A 15,273-nucleotide genomic window follows, 5' to 3' on the forward strand; every position below is an offset into this window, starting at 1 on the left:
TTCCCGCCTCCCCGGCGACACACCAGGAAGAGCCACGCACGTGACCGCACCCCTCCTGCCGGCCGACACGGACGGAACGGACGGAGCGGGCGGGCGGGACGAGTCGAACGACCCGTCCCGCCCGGCACCCTCCGAACCGGCCGTCCGTCCACCCACCCGGGACCGCTACTTCGACCTGCTCCGCGCGGTCGCCCTGTTCCGCGTCGTCCTCTACCACCTGATGGGCTGGGCCTGGCTGCCCGTCGTCTTCCCCTCCATGGGCGTGATGTTCGCCCTGGCCGGCAACCTCATGGCCCGCTCCCTGAAGCGGCCCGCCGTCCAGGTCGTACGGGGCAGGATGCGCCGCCTGCTGCCCCCGCTGTGGCTGCTCGGCGCGATCGGCGTGTCGGGCATGCTCGCCCAGGGCTGGAGCCCCGACGATGACGGCCACCCCGGCTGGTGGTTCCTCCACCTCACCTTCTGGGTGCTGCCGCTGAGCGACCCGCCCTACGCCGAGGGCGTCGCCGGGATCCAGGGCGTCCTCGGCGAGGACTGGGCCTCCGAACTCACGGGCCCGCTCTGGTACATCCGCGCCTACCTCTGGTTCGTGCTGCTCTCCCCGTTCCTCCTCAAACTGCTGCGGGCCGTGCCGTGGCCGACGATCACCGCGCCGCTCGTCCTGTCGGCGGTCCTGGAGTTCGGCTGGCTCTCCCTCCCCAGCGAGCGGATCGACTCGGCGCTCACCGACTTCAGCACCTTCGGGGCCTGCTGGATCCTCGGCATGGCCCACCAGCAGGGCGTGCTCAAGCGCCTCCCGCAGTACGCCGTGCCGTCCCTGGCGCCGGTCGTCGCCGCCTTCGGCCTCTGGTACGCCTTCCAGCAGGGCTTCAGCACCGGCCACGACCTCGACTCCATCCCGTTCGCCCAGGCGGTGTGGTCGTTCGCGACGGTTCTCCTCCTGCTGCACATCAGCCCCTCATGGTCGGAGTGGCCACGCCGGCTGCGCCGCTGGGACCGCCTGATCACGCTCCTCAACTCCCGCGCGGTGACGATCTACCTGTGGCACAACGTGTGCGTCCTGGTCGCCGCCACGCTCTACGACCGGCTGTGGGGCTTCGAGACTCTGGAGCTCAACGTGCCCTGGCTGCTGGAGAGTTCCTGGCCGGTACTGATCCTGGCCTGGATCCTGATCTCCGGCTGCGTGCTGGCCTTCGGCTGGGCCGAGGACCTCGCCGCCAAGCGCAGGCCCCAACTGTGGCCGGACGGTGCGGCGGGCCGCGGCGGCGGGAAGCGCCGGGCGCGGGCACGGGCACGGGTCTGAAACCGGCGGATGGTCCCGGACGGACCGCCCGCGTGGTTCACCCGATGGCGACGCGCGTCTTCCAGTAACTCGCCGCTCCGATGATCTCCGTACCGGCTCCGGACAGGACGGTCCTGCCGCCGGCGTAGAAGCGTACGGTTCCGTCGGTGCGCGCGGTCCAGATGTCGGGGATGGCGTCGCGGTTGGCGTCGGGGGTGCCGATGAGCAGGTAGATGTTGGAGCTGCCCCAGCCGGAGGAGCCGTAGACGGTGTCCGCGCCGTCGGCGGAGTTGGCGGCGGAGGCCAGGAAGGTCAGATCGGTTCCGCCACCCGCGGCTTTGATGCCCTTGCGGAAGAGGAGCCGGCCGGAGACGTCGGTGCGGGCGTGGGCCGCCGCGCGCCGGCGGCCGGTGACCGCCGCCCGCTCCTGTCTGCCGCCCCGCTGGCGAGGCCCACCGGCCACTCGGCGCGCAGCAGGCAAGCGAGTCGACCCCGATCCCGGAAGCAACCGCATCGGCCTGTAGCGGCGCCGCAGGCCGACTCCGCCGAACGCCGCACAGCACCACGTCGGACCGCGGCAGCCGAAAGCCGCGCGTCGTCGGCGTGCGGTCACAGGTGAGGGCACAGATCGAGCAGCCCAGCCCGCTGCCGAGCGGCCAGGCCGGTGCGGGGCGGATGTCGTGACGGAAGGAAGAGGCGTGGTTGAGGCCGGTGCGGGGTCGCTGGAGACACACATGGCGGGTGATCTGTCGGCGCACCCGCCGTCGTGGCTGACTTTCTGTGGCTGAGCGCGAAGGTTCGACGGGGATCATGTGACCAGCGACGGTGGTGCGATCGTTCGTGCTCGGTCGTACAGGTCGAGCGCCGTCGCGTTCTTCAGATGAGGGCGCAGGAGACCGAACATCGCCTTCACGCGCTCGTCGGCTCGGCCGGACTGCACCTTGGGGTAGTCGTCGAGGGCCTGGTGCCAGGTGGCGCAGGCCGCTTCCAGGTGGCCCAGGTTCAACTGCCGTTCTGCCAAGAGGCCACGACGGTGTACTCGGGTGCGCTGGTACACGCTGGGGCGGAGCCGGTCCGCTTGCTGCATGGCGTCGACGGCTCCGGCCTTGTCACCGAGTTCGTAACGTACCTGACTGATGTGGTAGTTGAGCGAAGAGGGGTCATACGAGCCGAACACCTTTCCGCGTGACTCGGCACGGTCCATGGCCGCCTCGGCCTCCCGGATGTAGCGCAGCGCACCCGTACGATCGCCGGTCTGCGCGGCCGCGTGCGCCTGCTGGCCGACGAGGAAGGCCAGCATCCGGGGTCCGGCTTTCGGGGAGGCGGCGGCAGCGGCGTCGGCCAGCTCCATGGCCTTCGCCCCGTGGCGGAGGTCAACCGCCTGGACGCTCATGCCCCGCAGGGTGGTGCAGTATGTCAGGTGGTCCTCAGCCGCGCCCGCCAGCTCCAGGGCCTTGACGTAGTAGCGCTGCGCGAGACCGTGCAGACCTTCGTCCACGGCCATGTAGCCGGTTAGGTAGAGCAGGTCCGAGGCGGCGGACAGCATCGCCTTGCGTACGTCCTCGGGTGCGTCGGCGCGCAGGTAGGAGGCCACGGTGTTGACCATGAAGGAGGCCGCCATGGGGCGGGCGTGACGGCCGCCGAACTCGTCGTCCAGCTCTGAGACACGCTCGGTCATGGCCACGACCATGTCCACTTCGTTCATTCCGATGCGAGTCGTGCGGCCGGACTGGACGGCCTCCGCCCGCCCGATTACATCAGGCCAGCCAGGAATGGTGACGGCCAAGGAGAACAGGCCCGCACCCAGGACGCTGCGGCGGGACGGGTCCATATCCAGCCTCCCCAGGTCGATCACCCCTTCCACGGTATCCGCAGCCGCGGAGGGGCGATCGCGTGGAACGGGCAGCCCGGCCTCGGCATGGGTGACCGGGCGGCCGAGGCGGCGGGAAAGAGCTTCGAGGATGCATCCGCGCACCGCACCCCGGGGGACGGTGCCGCCCAGCCAGTGGCTCACCGCCGACTCGTCGTAACGCAGAGGGATCCCGGTCTCCGTACCGACGCGGTTCACCGTCCGTGCGAACTGGCGGTGAGTCCAGCGGCTCTCGGCGAGCAGGCGCCCGAGCGCCGCGTTCGGTTCACGCTTGGCCATGCCCTCAACTCCCCGTGACCTTGCGAACTTTCAAGGCTTTCAAGTCCTGGCGCTACGGCAACGGTACCGCTGAGCGTGTTCGTGCGGTTGCGTAGAGATAGCAGGTAACGGCGAGTCATCGCCGCAGCCGTCGTCTGAAGGGCTGAGGGATGAGAAGCGAAGCACGGGCCCGTCTGGCTCGGATGATCGAGGAGCGGGGCATGGACGGAGTGTTGAGGATCGACACCTATGAGGCCGCGGACCTGCCGTCGGGTTCGAACCGGTTCTCGCCGTGTCTCTGCCCGCAGCACGGCAGTGCCACGCCCGAGTACGGCGCGGAGAAGCTGAGCGTGGCAGTACGCGAGGCCAACCAGCGCAGCCGCGGAGAGCGGCTGTGAACCGGCTGGCCGCAGCCGTCGGCCGCTACGCCGGCCACTCCTGATCATCACCATCTCGGGATCGGCCGGCTTCGTCCTGGGCGTCGCCGCCGCATCCACCCCTACCTGACTCCTCCCCGTCACGCATCCAGGCTCCCCACCTGTGATGAGGGAGGGCCCGCCGTCGGAAGCGGTGGGCGCCCCGTCCGGCTGCCTTCTTCGCAAGGGTCCGGCAGCCGGACAGGTCCAACTCCGCAGCATCCGTCGCGGAGTCCACTGAAAACCGTAAGGGAGAAAGCGATGAACGTGGACGAGTTGTTCACCGGCGACCTGATCACCGGCGTCCCGGCTGTCGAGGCCGCGCTGCTCGACAAGATGCCGGGCGGTGGCGACAACAACGGCGACCACTGCAGCAAGTGATCCAGGGCTGACGCCAGGCGGGGCGGGGTCGTTCGCGGCCCCGCCCCGCCGCACGACATCGGAAGGGACCACATGTTGTCGATGCGTCTACGCCTGGCCGATCTCCAGGAGCCCAAGTGGAGATCACAGGGCGGCCGTTGGATCAACGGCGAGAGCTGGATCGAGCCCGCGAACGTGTCCACTCTCGTCATGGAGGTCAACGACGACCAAGCGCCGCGCGTACGGGTCCGCGTGAAGGAATGCAAGCGGGACGAGGCCGACTTCGTCGCACTCACCATGGAGCCGGGGGAAGCCCATCTGTCGGCGGGTGTCTTCGGCACTGCCCCGCTCTGTCTGACAGAGAAGGCCGGCGAGCTGCACGCTTCGTGGGACCTGACACTGCTGCGACCGTATATGCGAGCCGACCGTCTGGTGGCGCGCGTCGTCGCCCGCACGCTGACGAGGCAGCACCGCTACACGTCCGAGACGCTCTTCGAAGGCGTCTACCGCCTCACGGAACGGGCAACGGCCACGTTCACCCCTTCGGGACTCAGCATCCACTACCCAGACCCCGCCGAACACGTACTTGAGCCACGTACGCTGCGTCCCGGCGTTGATCCACTCGCTGCTCTGGAGGAGTTGCTGACCGACGTGATCCGCCAGGCGCCGACGGCAACCGGATGCGTGGGCGTCGAGCTGTCGGGCGGCGCGGACTCCGGGAACGTCGCCCTGGCTGTGAAAGCGGCCCGCTTTCCCGAGGTGTACAGCTTCGGTCTGCTGGTGGGAGGAAGTACCGGCAGGCAACAGAGCGAGCGGCGTCAGGTCCTTGTGGAGCACTGCGGCTTCCGAGATGCGACTACCCCCGCCATGCAGCACCCACCCTTCTGCACTGGAGGCGTGCGCGATCTGCGCAGGCCGCACGACCCGGCGGGAGCCTTCTATCAGGAGGCGTTCGATGTCGTGCGCGAGCAGGCAGCCGCCCGGCGGTGCGAGGTCATGTTCACCGGCAGCGGTGGCGACGAGATCAACGCCCACCACTCCAGGACACAGGCCGAACTGCCGACACCCGAACCCGTACCGTGGCTCGGAGTCAGGGCAGCCCGAGCACTCGCCGAGGTGAACGAGCATCTGGTGCCCATCCCGGTACTGCCCGTACCGACCCTGATGGCGTTCGGGATGCACAACCCCGGATTCCTCCGGGCCGGAATCTGGCCGGTGAGCCCGCTCGCGCACCCGCGGATCGTGCGGTTCATGGAGCAACTGCCGCACGAGCACAAGCGCGGCAAGACACTGTTTCGCGAGCGGATCCGGCGGGCCGGGCTTCCCGAGTGGGTGGCCGCGCCGGCCGAACCGGAGAACTTCCTGGCCGTCCTGGAGAAGGGACTGCGGTCCTACGGTCTGCCCGTTCTGGACGACATGCTGAAGGAGTCCATCCTGGTGGACCTCGGCTACGTTGACGGCAAGGCTCTCGTTCAGGCACGGAAGAACGCCAACTCCGCGCTGGTCGTTCCCGATCTGCTGTGCGATGTGCTCGCCCTGGAGATCGGGCTGCGAAGCCTCGCGTGAACCAGCCCCGACACGGAAGCCGAGCACGTGGAAGCCACCAACCTCCTGTACCGCGATCCGGCGCTTTACGACGTGATCCAGTCCGACGGCACGAGCGCCGGAGTGTGCCAGACCCTGATCGAGCTGCACCGGCCGGACGCCCGGACCCTGGTCGACTTCGGATGCGGAACCGGCCGGGACCTGGAGATCCTGGCCAGGCACTTCGAGTGCATCGGCGTGGACCTTCAGCCCGGCATGGTCGACTACGCCCACCAGGCCCGTCCCAGGCTGGACGTCCGCACCGGCGATATGCGCACTGCGCGACTCGGCAAGCGCATGGACGTGGTGACCTGCATGGGCAACAGCCTCGCCTACGTGCACGACAACGAGGCGATCAGCCAGGTCTTCGCCACCTTCGCCGCCCACGCCCGGCCGGGAGCGCTGCTCGTGCTGTGTTCCCCCGTCGCCCCGATCACCCGGACCGAGCCGACCACCGCCACGGTCGACACTCCGATGGGATCAGCGACCGTCACCATCCGCCACACGTGGGACCTGCGGACCCAGATCAACACCATGCACCGGCACTGGATGCTTCCCTCGGGCGACGAGGCCCGAGACGAGATCCGCAGACGCGTCCTGTTCCCCCGCGAACTGGAACGCTACGCGGAGGGCGCCGGCTTCGAGGTCCTGGACATGCTCAACGGCACAGGGACAGGGCTCACCGGCCCCACCGCATACACGGTGGCCCGACAAAATCCGCGGTGACCGACGGCGCGAGAAAAGGCACCAGCGCCGCCGCCCGACTCCTGACCCGAGCGGCTGCGCAAGGGCTCGGCCGGCTCCGCCAAGGGCGCCGCCACGCTGGTCGCCGAGGCCATCAAGTCCGTGCGGGCCATGGGCGCCACCGGCATGGTCGTTGTGCGCGCCGACTCGGCGTTCTTACGTCTCCGGCATGTCCTACGGCTTCTCCGGAAACCTCGGTTTCCCGTTGCCGCAGAACTGGGCGTTCAACCAGATCAAGGAGTTCACCTTCCCCAACGGTTCGGACAGCTTCGGGCTGGACGCGGTGGCGCACCGCCCCGGCGCCGACTTCGGGCAGGGATCGGTCAACGATCCGGACGGTTCGTCGGTCGACGAGTTCATCGCCTACGTACAAAGGGTGTACGACGCCGCGGTCTCCTACGGCAAGGGTGATCCGAACGAGCTCTCGTTGCAGTTCATGCGCTGGGAGAAGTACACCGACACCCGGTGGAGAGCGCTGTTCGGCGAGGTCGGACGCCTTCATCAGCTACGCCACCGACCGAGGGCTCAACCAGGCGAGGAAGCACGCGTACACCGATCCGTCCATGGGCGCCCTCATCAATCCGGACCACCTCGCGGCGAGCGCCAGTGGTTACTTCCTCAAGGGCAACGCCGGGGTGGGAAAGGCGAACCGCGCCGAACTGGCGAGCTGGGGTGGAGACCTGCTCACGTTCTACGGTGAATGGAGCCGCTCGGACAACGCATCGCCCCTGGACTTCTGCCGCAAGACGCTGTGCAGGCCCGATGTCGCGTCGACGTTCGCGCTGGGCGACCTCATCGAGGACATCGACGGGTTCCTGGTCGCCGAGCGCCTGAAGAACGGCAACACGGACATCGTCCAGGAACTGAGGAGGATCCTGATCAGAACGGGCCACCTGACGCGTTTCAGCGACTTCAAGCTCTACCGGTTCGGCGGCGTCACGAGCAACATCCAGGAAACGGCGAAGGCGTTCCTGGAGGACCAGATAGACGACACGCTGCTGTCCTCCACCCGTGCGCTCCTCATTCACAGAAACTGCCCGGTGGGCAAGGAACCGTGGAACGAGTCCGACTCCGTGATGAGCGAGTTCTACACGGGTTTCGCCGAGACGCTGCAGCGACTCATCGACCAGCAGGTGGCGCGCCGGGCGAAGTTCCTGGACGCGCAGAAAGCAGAGAAGAAGTAGGTTTCACATGTTCCTGATGGGTGCGTTGCTGGCTGCGAGTCTGGTCACCGCGGCGGTGGGCATCGTGGTGGTCCTCATCCTGCTGAGTCACCCGCCGCCGCCCGCGCCCAGGGTCTACGCGCTTGTCGCCCTGATCCTGGCCTCCTCGGCGGTGGCGGTGTACTGCTACGGCTGGTTCTCCGTCACCATGGGTGGGCCTTTCCCCGAACTGTGCACGAGCCGGAGCGACGTCGGCGCCGACTTGGCGGCCATCAAACAACAGTACTGGCCTCTTCGGAACGCCTGCGTGTACTCCGACGGGTCGACCGTGGAGTACGTCTCGACGTCGGTCACCGTCTTCGTATGCCTGCTGGCGGGTGCCGCCCTCGTCTCGGCCGGCACTTCCGTATACCTGCACAAGCGAGTCAGGAAAACTTCTGGAGTGATCTCATGAACACCGATTTCTCGCGCCGCACCCTGATCAGAGGAATCACCGGTGTCGCCGCCGGAGCCACATTGCTCGCCACGGGGGAGGTCCTTCTCGTTCCCGGCACCGCCCAAGCCGCCGACGCCTCGTGAAAGGGGCCCAGGTCGGCGAACGGCTGGGAGGTCCTCACCACGCGCTCGTCGGGCACCGCGGGTGGGGCGGCGACACGGAGTCGCCCAAGGAATCGGTCTTCTTCATCGACGTCCCGCCGGGTTCGGCGAAACTCGCCCTGGTCGCGGAGACCCTCAGGCAGTGGAGCGTCACCCCCGGCAAGGGGGCCGGCACCCGGATCATCGAGGACCCCAAGCGCATCACGGCCGCGAAGAAGCTCGCCGGTATACAAGCGGCTTGACACCGCGGGTGGCCCAAGTCGTCACGCGCGACGCGTCGTCGGGACTCCGGAAGGGCTTCCGGCGGCGCGGGGGTCACGGGATCAGGTGGTCACCGGTCCGTGTGACGGCGTACGCCTGCCGACCGAGGAGGAGAGCTCGTGTCCGGAGGCGGTGTCAGGGAGGCTACGCCGCACGGTCTTGTACAACCCCGATGTGGCAGCGCCGTACGAGACCGTGCGGCCCTTCGTCCGCGGCCGGATCTCCGTACTCTGAGTCACCGGCCGCTGCGACGCGGGGCCCTGCCGACGGCGTCGTCCGTGCCCCAGGGAGGCTGGTACACACGCCGCCGTCAAGCACAATGCCCGGACCGTGCACGGTCCGGGCACTACAGCGTCAACCGTTACCGGGCGGAAGCGGTCACCTGCTTGCGCGCGGCGGAGACTTACTTGCTGTGCTGTTACCTGATGCCGGTCAGCCAGCTCTTGTCGTCGGCGGTCTGCTTGTTCTGGATCGCGGTCTCCACCCCGAATCAGATCTTCACCAGGTTCGTCTGCTCCTTGCAGTCGATGTCGTCGACCCCCAGGGCGATGGATTCCTGCGACGGCTTCCCGTCGATCGTGACACCCTGGTCCATCGCCTTGTACGGATCGGCGAGCCCCGGGTGTCCCTTGCCGTCCATGCACGACGACCACGCGGCGATGGCCTTGACGACCTTGTCGTCCTTCATCGACTCCATCAGGCCCCGGCGAGCTCCGCCACCATGACCGGATCGGCGTCCTGCACGCCGAGCTGGGCCTTGGACCAGCCGACGCAGCCGCCCGGCTTCAGCTTTTCCCGTTGTACTCGGCCCGGGCGGGCTTGACGCTCTGGCCGGGGGCGGCGAGCGGCCCCACCGCCTTGGCCCAGTCCGCGACTCCCCCCGTCACCTCGACCGCCACGGACTCTTGGTCCACGCTCAAGGCGTCAACGAGCTCTTCCAACGCGGCGACCTTCCGCTCCCAGAACGTCTCGGCCTCTCACAGCGCGACCAGGACTCGCTCGGCCTCCTCGCGCAGCAGCTCCACCCATTGCCTCGCCCCACGTTCCCGCTCCTCCGGCAACTCCTTCACCGACGGTATTTCCCGCACCTCCGCGCTCGGATAATCACGATGCCCGAACCCTTCCGCACCCAGCTCACTGCATGCCTGACCAGCGAAAACGCAATCCTTAAGACCGTTTTTGATCATGGCGGCCCTTCAGGTTGATCTTGTGACCCGGGGGACATCACTTCTTGATGTGCGTGAGGAAGGCGGCCCACGGGGTGGGGGAGAGGCCGAGTTGGGGGCCGGACCTGTCCTTCGAGTCGCGGATAAAAACGGTGGCAGGGGTGGTGGCTATCTCCAGGCAGTTCGAACTGTCGCCGCTGTGGGACGACTTGCGCCATCGGATGGTGGGCACGGGGTTCCTTCTCAGGCTTCTCGGATGAGGTCGTGGATGAAGTCGCGGGACTCGGTGGGCCCGAGTGCGCAGGACGTCATGTGGTCCAGTACGGCGCGGTACTTGGTCAACTGTGCCTCCGCGTCCAGGAATCCGCAGCCCCCGTGATGCGTGTCCAGTTGGACCGTGTCGAGCTGCGGCACGGCGCCGTCGAGGTAGTCGAAGGACTGGCCGGTGCTCGGGAAGTAGGCCGCGCCGAACGGGATCACCCGGATGGTGACGTGGGGCAACTCGCCCATGTCGATCAGGTGCGTCAGTTGGCCGTGGGACACGGAAGGGCCGCCGAAGCCCATGCGGAGGGCCGACTCGTGGATGATCGCCGAGTAGGAGGGCGGGTTCTCCCGGTGCAGGATGCCCTGCCGTTTGATGCGGTAGGTCAGCCGGTGCTCGATCTCGTACTGACGCATGGGCGGCACCACGGTCCGGAAGAGGGCACGGGCGTGATCGGTGGTCTGCAGCAGCGCCGGAATGTGGATCACCAGGGCGACGCGTAGCGCGGTCGTGTGGTGTTCCAGCTCCGCCAGGTCGACCAGTGCGGCGGGCAGGTGTTCGCGGTACTCCTCCCACCAGCCCCGGCGTCGGCGTCCGGTCATGGCGGCCAGCGCGTCGACCAGAGATTGGTCGGAGCAGTCGTAGGCGGACGCCATCCCGCGTACGAGGTCGGCGCTCACGGGGCTGCGCCCGGTCTCGATCATGCTCACGCGCCCTTGGTTGACGCCCAGGTGCTCGGCGGCCCGGGTCACTGTGAAGCCTGCCTTCTCACGGAGTTTGCGCAGCTCGGCGCCCAGTCTCCGTTGCCGCAGCGTCGGATTGTTCGTGGGCGGCAAAGTGTGTCCTTCCTGGCCGCGAAACGGCTCTCATGTTCCTCACACGAGCTAACTGCGGGATGAATCTCCCGTATGCGGGAGATTCATCTTCCAAATCGCCCTTACCGTAGCGGTATCGCTCACTCGCCGCGCCCGTCAGCCGGAAGCGCACCGAATGAGGCACTGCCACCGCCCGGCGCAGTCGTGAGCGCGACGCCCCTTCAACTCCCCGGAGACAACCATGGTCACCGTAGCCCCGCCCCACCCTTGGGTGTACGCCCTTCGCCTCCCCCATGACCCCCGCGCGGTACGCGTCGCACGTGTGACGATGCGGGCAGCGCTCGACGGGCACGGGATGCAGGACGTCGCCGATGCCGCGGAGTTGCTGACGTCGGAGTTGGTCACCAACGCCTACCGGCACACCAACGGACCCGCCTCCCTGCGGCTCACGGGGCTGGGCGGAGGGCGGTTGCGCGTCGGGGTGTGGGACAGCGATCCCCGCATTCCAGCCCCGTTCGACCGGTCCGGCGGTGACACCGTGCCGCTCGCTCCGTCCGGTGCCGAATCCGGGCGTGGGCTGGGCCTTGTGCGGGAGTACGCCGACTCCTGGGGTGGTTGGGTGCTCGGTGACGACGGGCCGGGGCGAGGGGCCGGGAAGCTGCTCTGGTTCGAAGTGGGCGGGCATGCGAGACTGCCGCTGTTGCGGAAGTGAACGGTGGGACCAGGGGGCGAGGGCGGATGAGTAAGCGGCAGACGCGGAGGATGCTGCGGTTGATGGCGAGCGGGGAGCCGGTCGAGCTCACGAGTCCGATGGCATCCGTGAAGAAGCTCGCCCGACTCGCCTTCATCGCCCAGCAGTTCGGCTACGAGTATGCGGATGTACGGCAGGGCGGCGGAAGCAACGGCCAGTTGACGATGCTGATCGTGCCCGACCCCGGCCCCCAGGCGCGGGCCCGCGCCGCGCAGAACTGGGCGCAGTACCCGAACGCCGGCGACGGGGTGTCGGTGCCGCCCCTCGTGCCGGACGCCCTCGAACTCCTCAAGGCCCGCATCAATTTCGACCTCACGGGCAAGAGTGCCGAGAAGCGGATGGCGATCGGGGCCGTCGCCGCCACCATCGGCTGCGGGGCCATGGCCATCCGGTTCGAGGACGAGTCCGCGGGCCTCGTCATCGCGGGCGTGTTCTGGCTGGTCCTCATGGCCGTCCTCGGCGTTGGCCTGGTCGTCACCCGCAAGCGCAACGCGAAGTTCGCGGCCCGGCTCCAGGCGGCCGGATTCGTTCCCCTGACGGACGGGCGCGGCCGGGTGCGATACCTGCCCCCGGGCGGGATACCGGGCTATGGCAACCCCTTCGGCGGCGGACCGTACGGCGCCCCGGTCCCGGGGATGCCCACACCCGCGCCCGCGCCCGGCTACGGCCACCAGTTCCAGCAGCCCCACCAGCCTCCGATGCCGTACGCCCAGCCGGCCCCCGGCCCGTACGGCACCCCGGCCCAGGTACCCGGCTCCTACGGCCCTCCCCAGCCCCAGCCCCAGCCCCCGTACGGGCAGTCCGCCCAGCCGCCCGGGTTCCAGGCCCCGCAGAACCTCCAGCAGAACCCCCACTGGCAGCCCCCGCGCCCCTGAACCTCACGCCGACGCCCGCGCCCGGCACCGGACACCTCTCACCCCGCCCCGATTACGGGTGAGCGCAACGTTCCCTGCCGGTCACCGCGTGCCACGGCGCGGAAACTCTCCCTCCCTACCTTCGGGACCATCCCCTCGCGGCACCCGTCCGCGCCCCGCCCGGAGAACAGTGGAGGCCCCATGACAGCGCCCAGCGGCCGCTGGATCCAGCAGTGGGATCCGGAGGACGAGACCTTCTGGAACCGCACCGGAGAGAAGATCGCCCGGCGCAATCTGCTCTACTCCGTGCTGTCCGAGCACATCGGCTTCTCCGTCTGGACGATGTGGTCCGTGCTGGTGCTCTTCATGGGCCCGGAATACGGCCTCACCCCGGCCGACAAGTTCCTGCTGACGTCGATGGTGACGCTCGTCGGCGCCGTGGTCCGGATCCCGTACACCTTCGCCGTCGCGGTCTTCGGCGGCCGGAACTGGACGGTGATCAGCGCCGCGTTGCTGCTGGTTCCCACCGTCGCCGCGTTCGCCGTGATGGAGCCGGGCACCTCCTTCTCCACGTTCCTGCTGGTCGGCCTGCTGGCCGGGATCGGCGGCGGCAACTTCGCCTCCTCGATGACCAACATCAACGCCTTCTTCCCGCTGCGGAAGAAGGGCTGGGCGCTCGGACTGAACGCCGGCGGCGGCAACATCGGCGTGCCGGTGATCCAGATCGCGGCCCTTGCCATCATCGGCGCGAGCGGGGGACCGCGGGTGCTGCTCGGCCTCTACATCCCGCTGATCGTCGCCGCCGTGCTCGCCGCCCTGTACATGGACAACCTCGCCTCGGTGCGGAACGACACCGGTGCGGCCAAGGACGCGGTGCGGGACGCGCACACCTGGATCATGTCCTTCCTCTACATCGGCACGTTCGGCTCGTTCATCGGCTACAGCTTCGCCTTCGGGCAGGTGCTGCAGAACCAGTTCGACCGCACTCCGCTCGAAGCCGCCTACGTCACCTTCATCGGGCCGCTGCTCGGCTCCCTGATCCGTCCGGTCGGCGGATGGCTCGCCGACCGGTACGGCGGCTCACGGATCACGCTGTGGAACTTCGTCGCGATGGGCGCGGCGACGGCCGTGCTGGTCGTCGCCTCCATGCAGAAGTCACTGGCCCTGTTCACCGTCGCGTTCGTGGTGCTGTTCGTGCTGACCGGTCTCGGCAACGGGTCGACGTACAAGATGATCCCCGGCATCTTCCAGGCGAAGGCGCTGGCCCGGGGGCTCCGGGGAGAGGAGGCCGCGGCGTACGGGCGGCGGCTGTCCGGGGCGGCCATGGGGCTGATCGGCGCGGTGGGCGCGCTCGGCGGGGTGGGTATCAACCTGGCCTTCCGCCAGTCCTTCCTCTCCTACGGTTCCGGCACCGGTGCGTTCGTCGCGTTCCTCGCCTGTTACGCGGTCTGCTTCGTGGTCACCTGGGCCGTATACCTGCGCCGCCCGGCGGCCCGGCCCAGGGACACGGATGCCACCCCGGAGAAGAAGCCGCAGCTCAGCTACGCCGAAGTGTGACGGCGCATGACGTAACACTGGTGACACGAAGCCGAACCGAGCCTGTCATGGATCGTTGACAGGCTCGGCCGGCACGGGAGGTGGAGTCGCACCTCCTCGCGGTACGCCGACCCGAGCGGGACGAGAGCCATGTACGACGAACAAGAGCAGCCACCGAAGCACGGTCCCCTCGCGGGGTTCACCGTGGGGGTGACCGCGGCGCGCCGCGCCGACGAGCTGGGCGCGCTGCTGGAGCGGCGGGGAGCCGCGGTGCTGCACGCCCCGGCGCTGCGGATCGTGCCGCTCGCCGACGACAGCGAACTGCTGACCGCGACCAAGGACATCATCGGGCAGGCCCCCGACATCACGGTCGCCACCACCGCCATCGGCTTCCGGGGCTGGGTGGAGGCCGCCGACGGCTGGGGGCTGGGTGAGGACCTGCTGGCGCGGCTGCGCGGGGTGCGGATCCTGGCGCGCGGGCCCAAGGTGAAGGGCGCGATCCGGGCCGCAGGACTGACCGAGGAGTGGTCACCGGCGTCGGAGTCCATGGCCGAGGTGCTCGACCGGCTCCTGGAGGAGGGCGTGGACGGACTGCGGATCGCCGTACAGCTGCACGGTGAACCGCTGCCCGGGTTCGTGGAGTCGCTGCGGGCCGGGGGAGCGGAGGTGGTGGGGGTGCCGGTCTACCGGTGGCTGCCCCCGGAGGACCTCGGTCCCGTCGACCGTCTCATCGACGGATGCGTCGCCCGCGCCCTGGACGCGGTCACCTTCACCAGCGCGCCCGCCGCCGCGTCCCTGTTGTCCCGCGCGGAGGAGCGCGGACTGCTCGACGACCTGCTCACCGCGCTCGGCCACGATGTGCTGGCCGTCTGCGTCGGCCCGGTCACCGCACTGCCGTTGCAGGCCCGCGGGATCGACACGGTGCAGCCCGAACGCTTCCGGCTCGGCCCGCTGGTGCAGGTGCTCTGCCGGGAACTGCCCGCGCGGTCCCGCGCGTTGCCGGTCGCCGGCCACCGGCTGGAGATCCGGGGGCACGCGGCCCTGGTGGACGGCGCGCTCCGACCCGTACCGCCGGCCGGGATGTCCCTGCTGCGGGCGCTGTCCCGGCAGCCCGGCTGGGTCGTCTCCCGCGCGGAGCTGCTGCGCGCCCTGCCGGGAACCGGCCGTGACGAGCACGCGGTGGAGACCGCGATGGCCCGCCTGCGCTCCGCCCTCGGCGCGCCGAAGCTGATCCAGACGGTCGTCAAACGCGGGTACCGCCTCGCCCTGGACCCGGCCCTGGAGTCCAAGTACGGGGACGACTGAGCACGGGGGGTTCCGGGGGCCGTGGCGGGCGGGCACTGTGGGAGGAGAACGG

18 protein-coding genes are annotated in these 15,273 nt (G+C 69.1%); 12 read left to right on the forward strand and 6 right to left on the reverse strand.

The genetic code is table 11. The features are described from left to right. The first annotated feature begins 40 nt into the window (after nt 1–40). Complete coding sequence (locus tag ACIF9R_RS16775; protein WP_399980133.1) at nt 41–1,300, forward strand: acyltransferase; 1,260 nt, start codon at nt 41–43, stop codon at nt 1,298–1,300. Between the two features lie 37 nt (nt 1,301–1,337). Here the strand turns inward: ACIF9R_RS16775 and ACIF9R_RS16780 are convergent, their stop codons facing one another. Continuing rightward, on the reverse strand, nt 1,338–1,760 hold the full coding sequence (locus tag ACIF9R_RS16780) for a hypothetical protein (protein WP_399980135.1): 423 nt from the start codon (nt 1,758–1,760) through the stop codon (nt 1,338–1,340). 327 nt (nt 1,761–2,087) lie between these two features. Beyond that, a complete protein-coding gene (locus tag ACIF9R_RS16785; RefSeq protein ID WP_399980136.1) occupies nt 2,088–3,428 on the reverse strand; it encodes a tol-pal system YbgF family protein in 1,341 nt (446 codons plus the stop codon). 149 nt (nt 3,429–3,577) lie between these two features. Here ACIF9R_RS16785 and ACIF9R_RS16790 point away from each other — a divergent pair, with 149 nt between their 5' ends. The 7 genes from ACIF9R_RS16790 to ACIF9R_RS16820 all read left to right on the forward strand — a co-directional run bounded on the left by ACIF9R_RS16790 (nt 3,578) and on the right by ACIF9R_RS16820 (nt 8,513). Continuing rightward, entirely contained in the window at nt 3,578–3,805 is a 228-nt protein-coding gene (locus tag ACIF9R_RS16790) for a hypothetical protein (protein WP_399980138.1), read from the forward strand. 480 nt (nt 3,806–4,285) lie between these two features. Continuing rightward, a complete protein-coding gene (locus ACIF9R_RS16795; protein WP_399980140.1) occupies nt 4,286–5,749 on the forward strand; it encodes an asparagine synthase-related protein in 1,464 nt (487 codons plus the stop codon). A 27-nt stretch (nt 5,750–5,776) separates the two neighbouring features. After that, on the forward strand, nt 5,777–6,493 hold the full coding sequence (locus ACIF9R_RS16800; protein ID WP_399980142.1) for a class I SAM-dependent methyltransferase: 717 nt from the start codon (nt 5,777–5,779) through the stop codon (nt 6,491–6,493). A gap of 581 nt (nt 6,494–7,074) precedes the next feature. Beyond that, nucleotides 7,075–7,695: a hypothetical protein gene (locus ACIF9R_RS16805; protein WP_399980145.1), complete on the forward strand. Its 621-nt coding sequence runs from the start codon at nt 7,075–7,077 to the stop codon at nt 7,693–7,695. 7 nt (nt 7,696–7,702) lie between these two features. Next, complete coding sequence (locus ACIF9R_RS16810) at nt 7,703–8,128, forward strand: hypothetical protein (protein ID WP_399980147.1); 426 nt, start codon at nt 7,703–7,705, stop codon at nt 8,126–8,128. After that, nucleotides 8,125–8,253: a hypothetical protein gene (locus tag ACIF9R_RS16815; RefSeq protein ID WP_399980149.1), complete on the forward strand. Its 129-nt coding sequence runs from the start codon at nt 8,125–8,127 to the stop codon at nt 8,251–8,253. Before ACIF9R_RS16810 ends, ACIF9R_RS16815 begins: the two co-directional genes overlap by 4 nt. After that, the gene (locus ACIF9R_RS16820) at nt 8,250–8,513 is read left to right on the forward strand and encodes a hypothetical protein (protein ID WP_399980153.1); all 264 of its coding nucleotides are present in this window, start codon (nt 8,250–8,252) and stop codon (nt 8,511–8,513) included. Before ACIF9R_RS16815 ends, ACIF9R_RS16820 begins: the two co-directional genes overlap by 4 nt. Before the next feature lie 509 nt (nt 8,514–9,022). Here the strand turns inward: ACIF9R_RS16820 and ACIF9R_RS16825 are convergent. From ACIF9R_RS16825 to ACIF9R_RS16840, 4 genes are all read right to left on the reverse strand, one after another. Continuing rightward, nucleotides 9,023–9,220 (reverse strand): hypothetical protein, encoded by a 198-nt coding sequence (locus ACIF9R_RS16825; RefSeq protein ID WP_399980155.1) that lies wholly within the window; start codon nt 9,218–9,220, stop codon nt 9,023–9,025. A 97-nt stretch (nt 9,221–9,317) separates the two neighbouring features. Continuing rightward, complete coding sequence (locus ACIF9R_RS16830) at nt 9,318–9,473, reverse strand: hypothetical protein (protein ID WP_399980158.1); 156 nt, start codon at nt 9,471–9,473, stop codon at nt 9,318–9,320. 283 nt (nt 9,474–9,756) lie between these two features. Beyond that, complete coding sequence (locus ACIF9R_RS16835; protein ID WP_399980161.1) at nt 9,757–9,930, reverse strand: DUF397 domain-containing protein; 174 nt, start codon at nt 9,928–9,930, stop codon at nt 9,757–9,759. 11 nt (nt 9,931–9,941) lie between these two features. Next, nucleotides 9,942–10,796: a helix-turn-helix domain-containing protein gene (locus ACIF9R_RS16840; protein WP_399980164.1), complete on the reverse strand. Its 855-nt coding sequence runs from the start codon at nt 10,794–10,796 to the stop codon at nt 9,942–9,944. 220 nt (nt 10,797–11,016) lie between these two features. On the opposite strand from ACIF9R_RS16840, the gene ACIF9R_RS16845 reads away from it, so the two are divergent. From ACIF9R_RS16845 to ACIF9R_RS16860, 4 genes are all read left to right on the forward strand, one after another. Further along, nucleotides 11,017–11,487, forward strand: a complete 471-nt coding sequence (locus tag ACIF9R_RS16845; RefSeq protein WP_399980167.1) for an ATP-binding protein — start codon at nt 11,017–11,019, stop codon at nt 11,485–11,487. 26 nt (nt 11,488–11,513) lie between these two features. Then, entirely contained in the window at nt 11,514–12,401 is an 888-nt protein-coding gene (locus ACIF9R_RS16850) for a hypothetical protein (protein WP_399980170.1), read from the forward strand. Between the two features lie 180 nt (nt 12,402–12,581). Then, nucleotides 12,582–13,937, forward strand: coding sequence for a nitrate/nitrite transporter (locus ACIF9R_RS16855; protein ID WP_399980172.1), 1,356 nt, complete (start codon nt 12,582–12,584; stop codon nt 13,935–13,937). A 129-nt stretch (nt 13,938–14,066) separates the two neighbouring features. Beyond that, the gene (locus tag ACIF9R_RS16860; RefSeq protein WP_399980175.1) at nt 14,067–15,221 is read left to right on the forward strand and encodes a uroporphyrinogen-III synthase; all 1,155 of its coding nucleotides are present in this window, start codon (nt 14,067–14,069) and stop codon (nt 15,219–15,221) included. Nucleotides 15,222–15,273 lie beyond the last annotated feature (52 nt).

Source organism: Streptomyces sp. NPDC086080, assembly GCF_044540255.1.
Classification (GTDB): Bacteria; Actinomycetota; Actinomycetes; order Streptomycetales; family Streptomycetaceae; genus Streptomyces.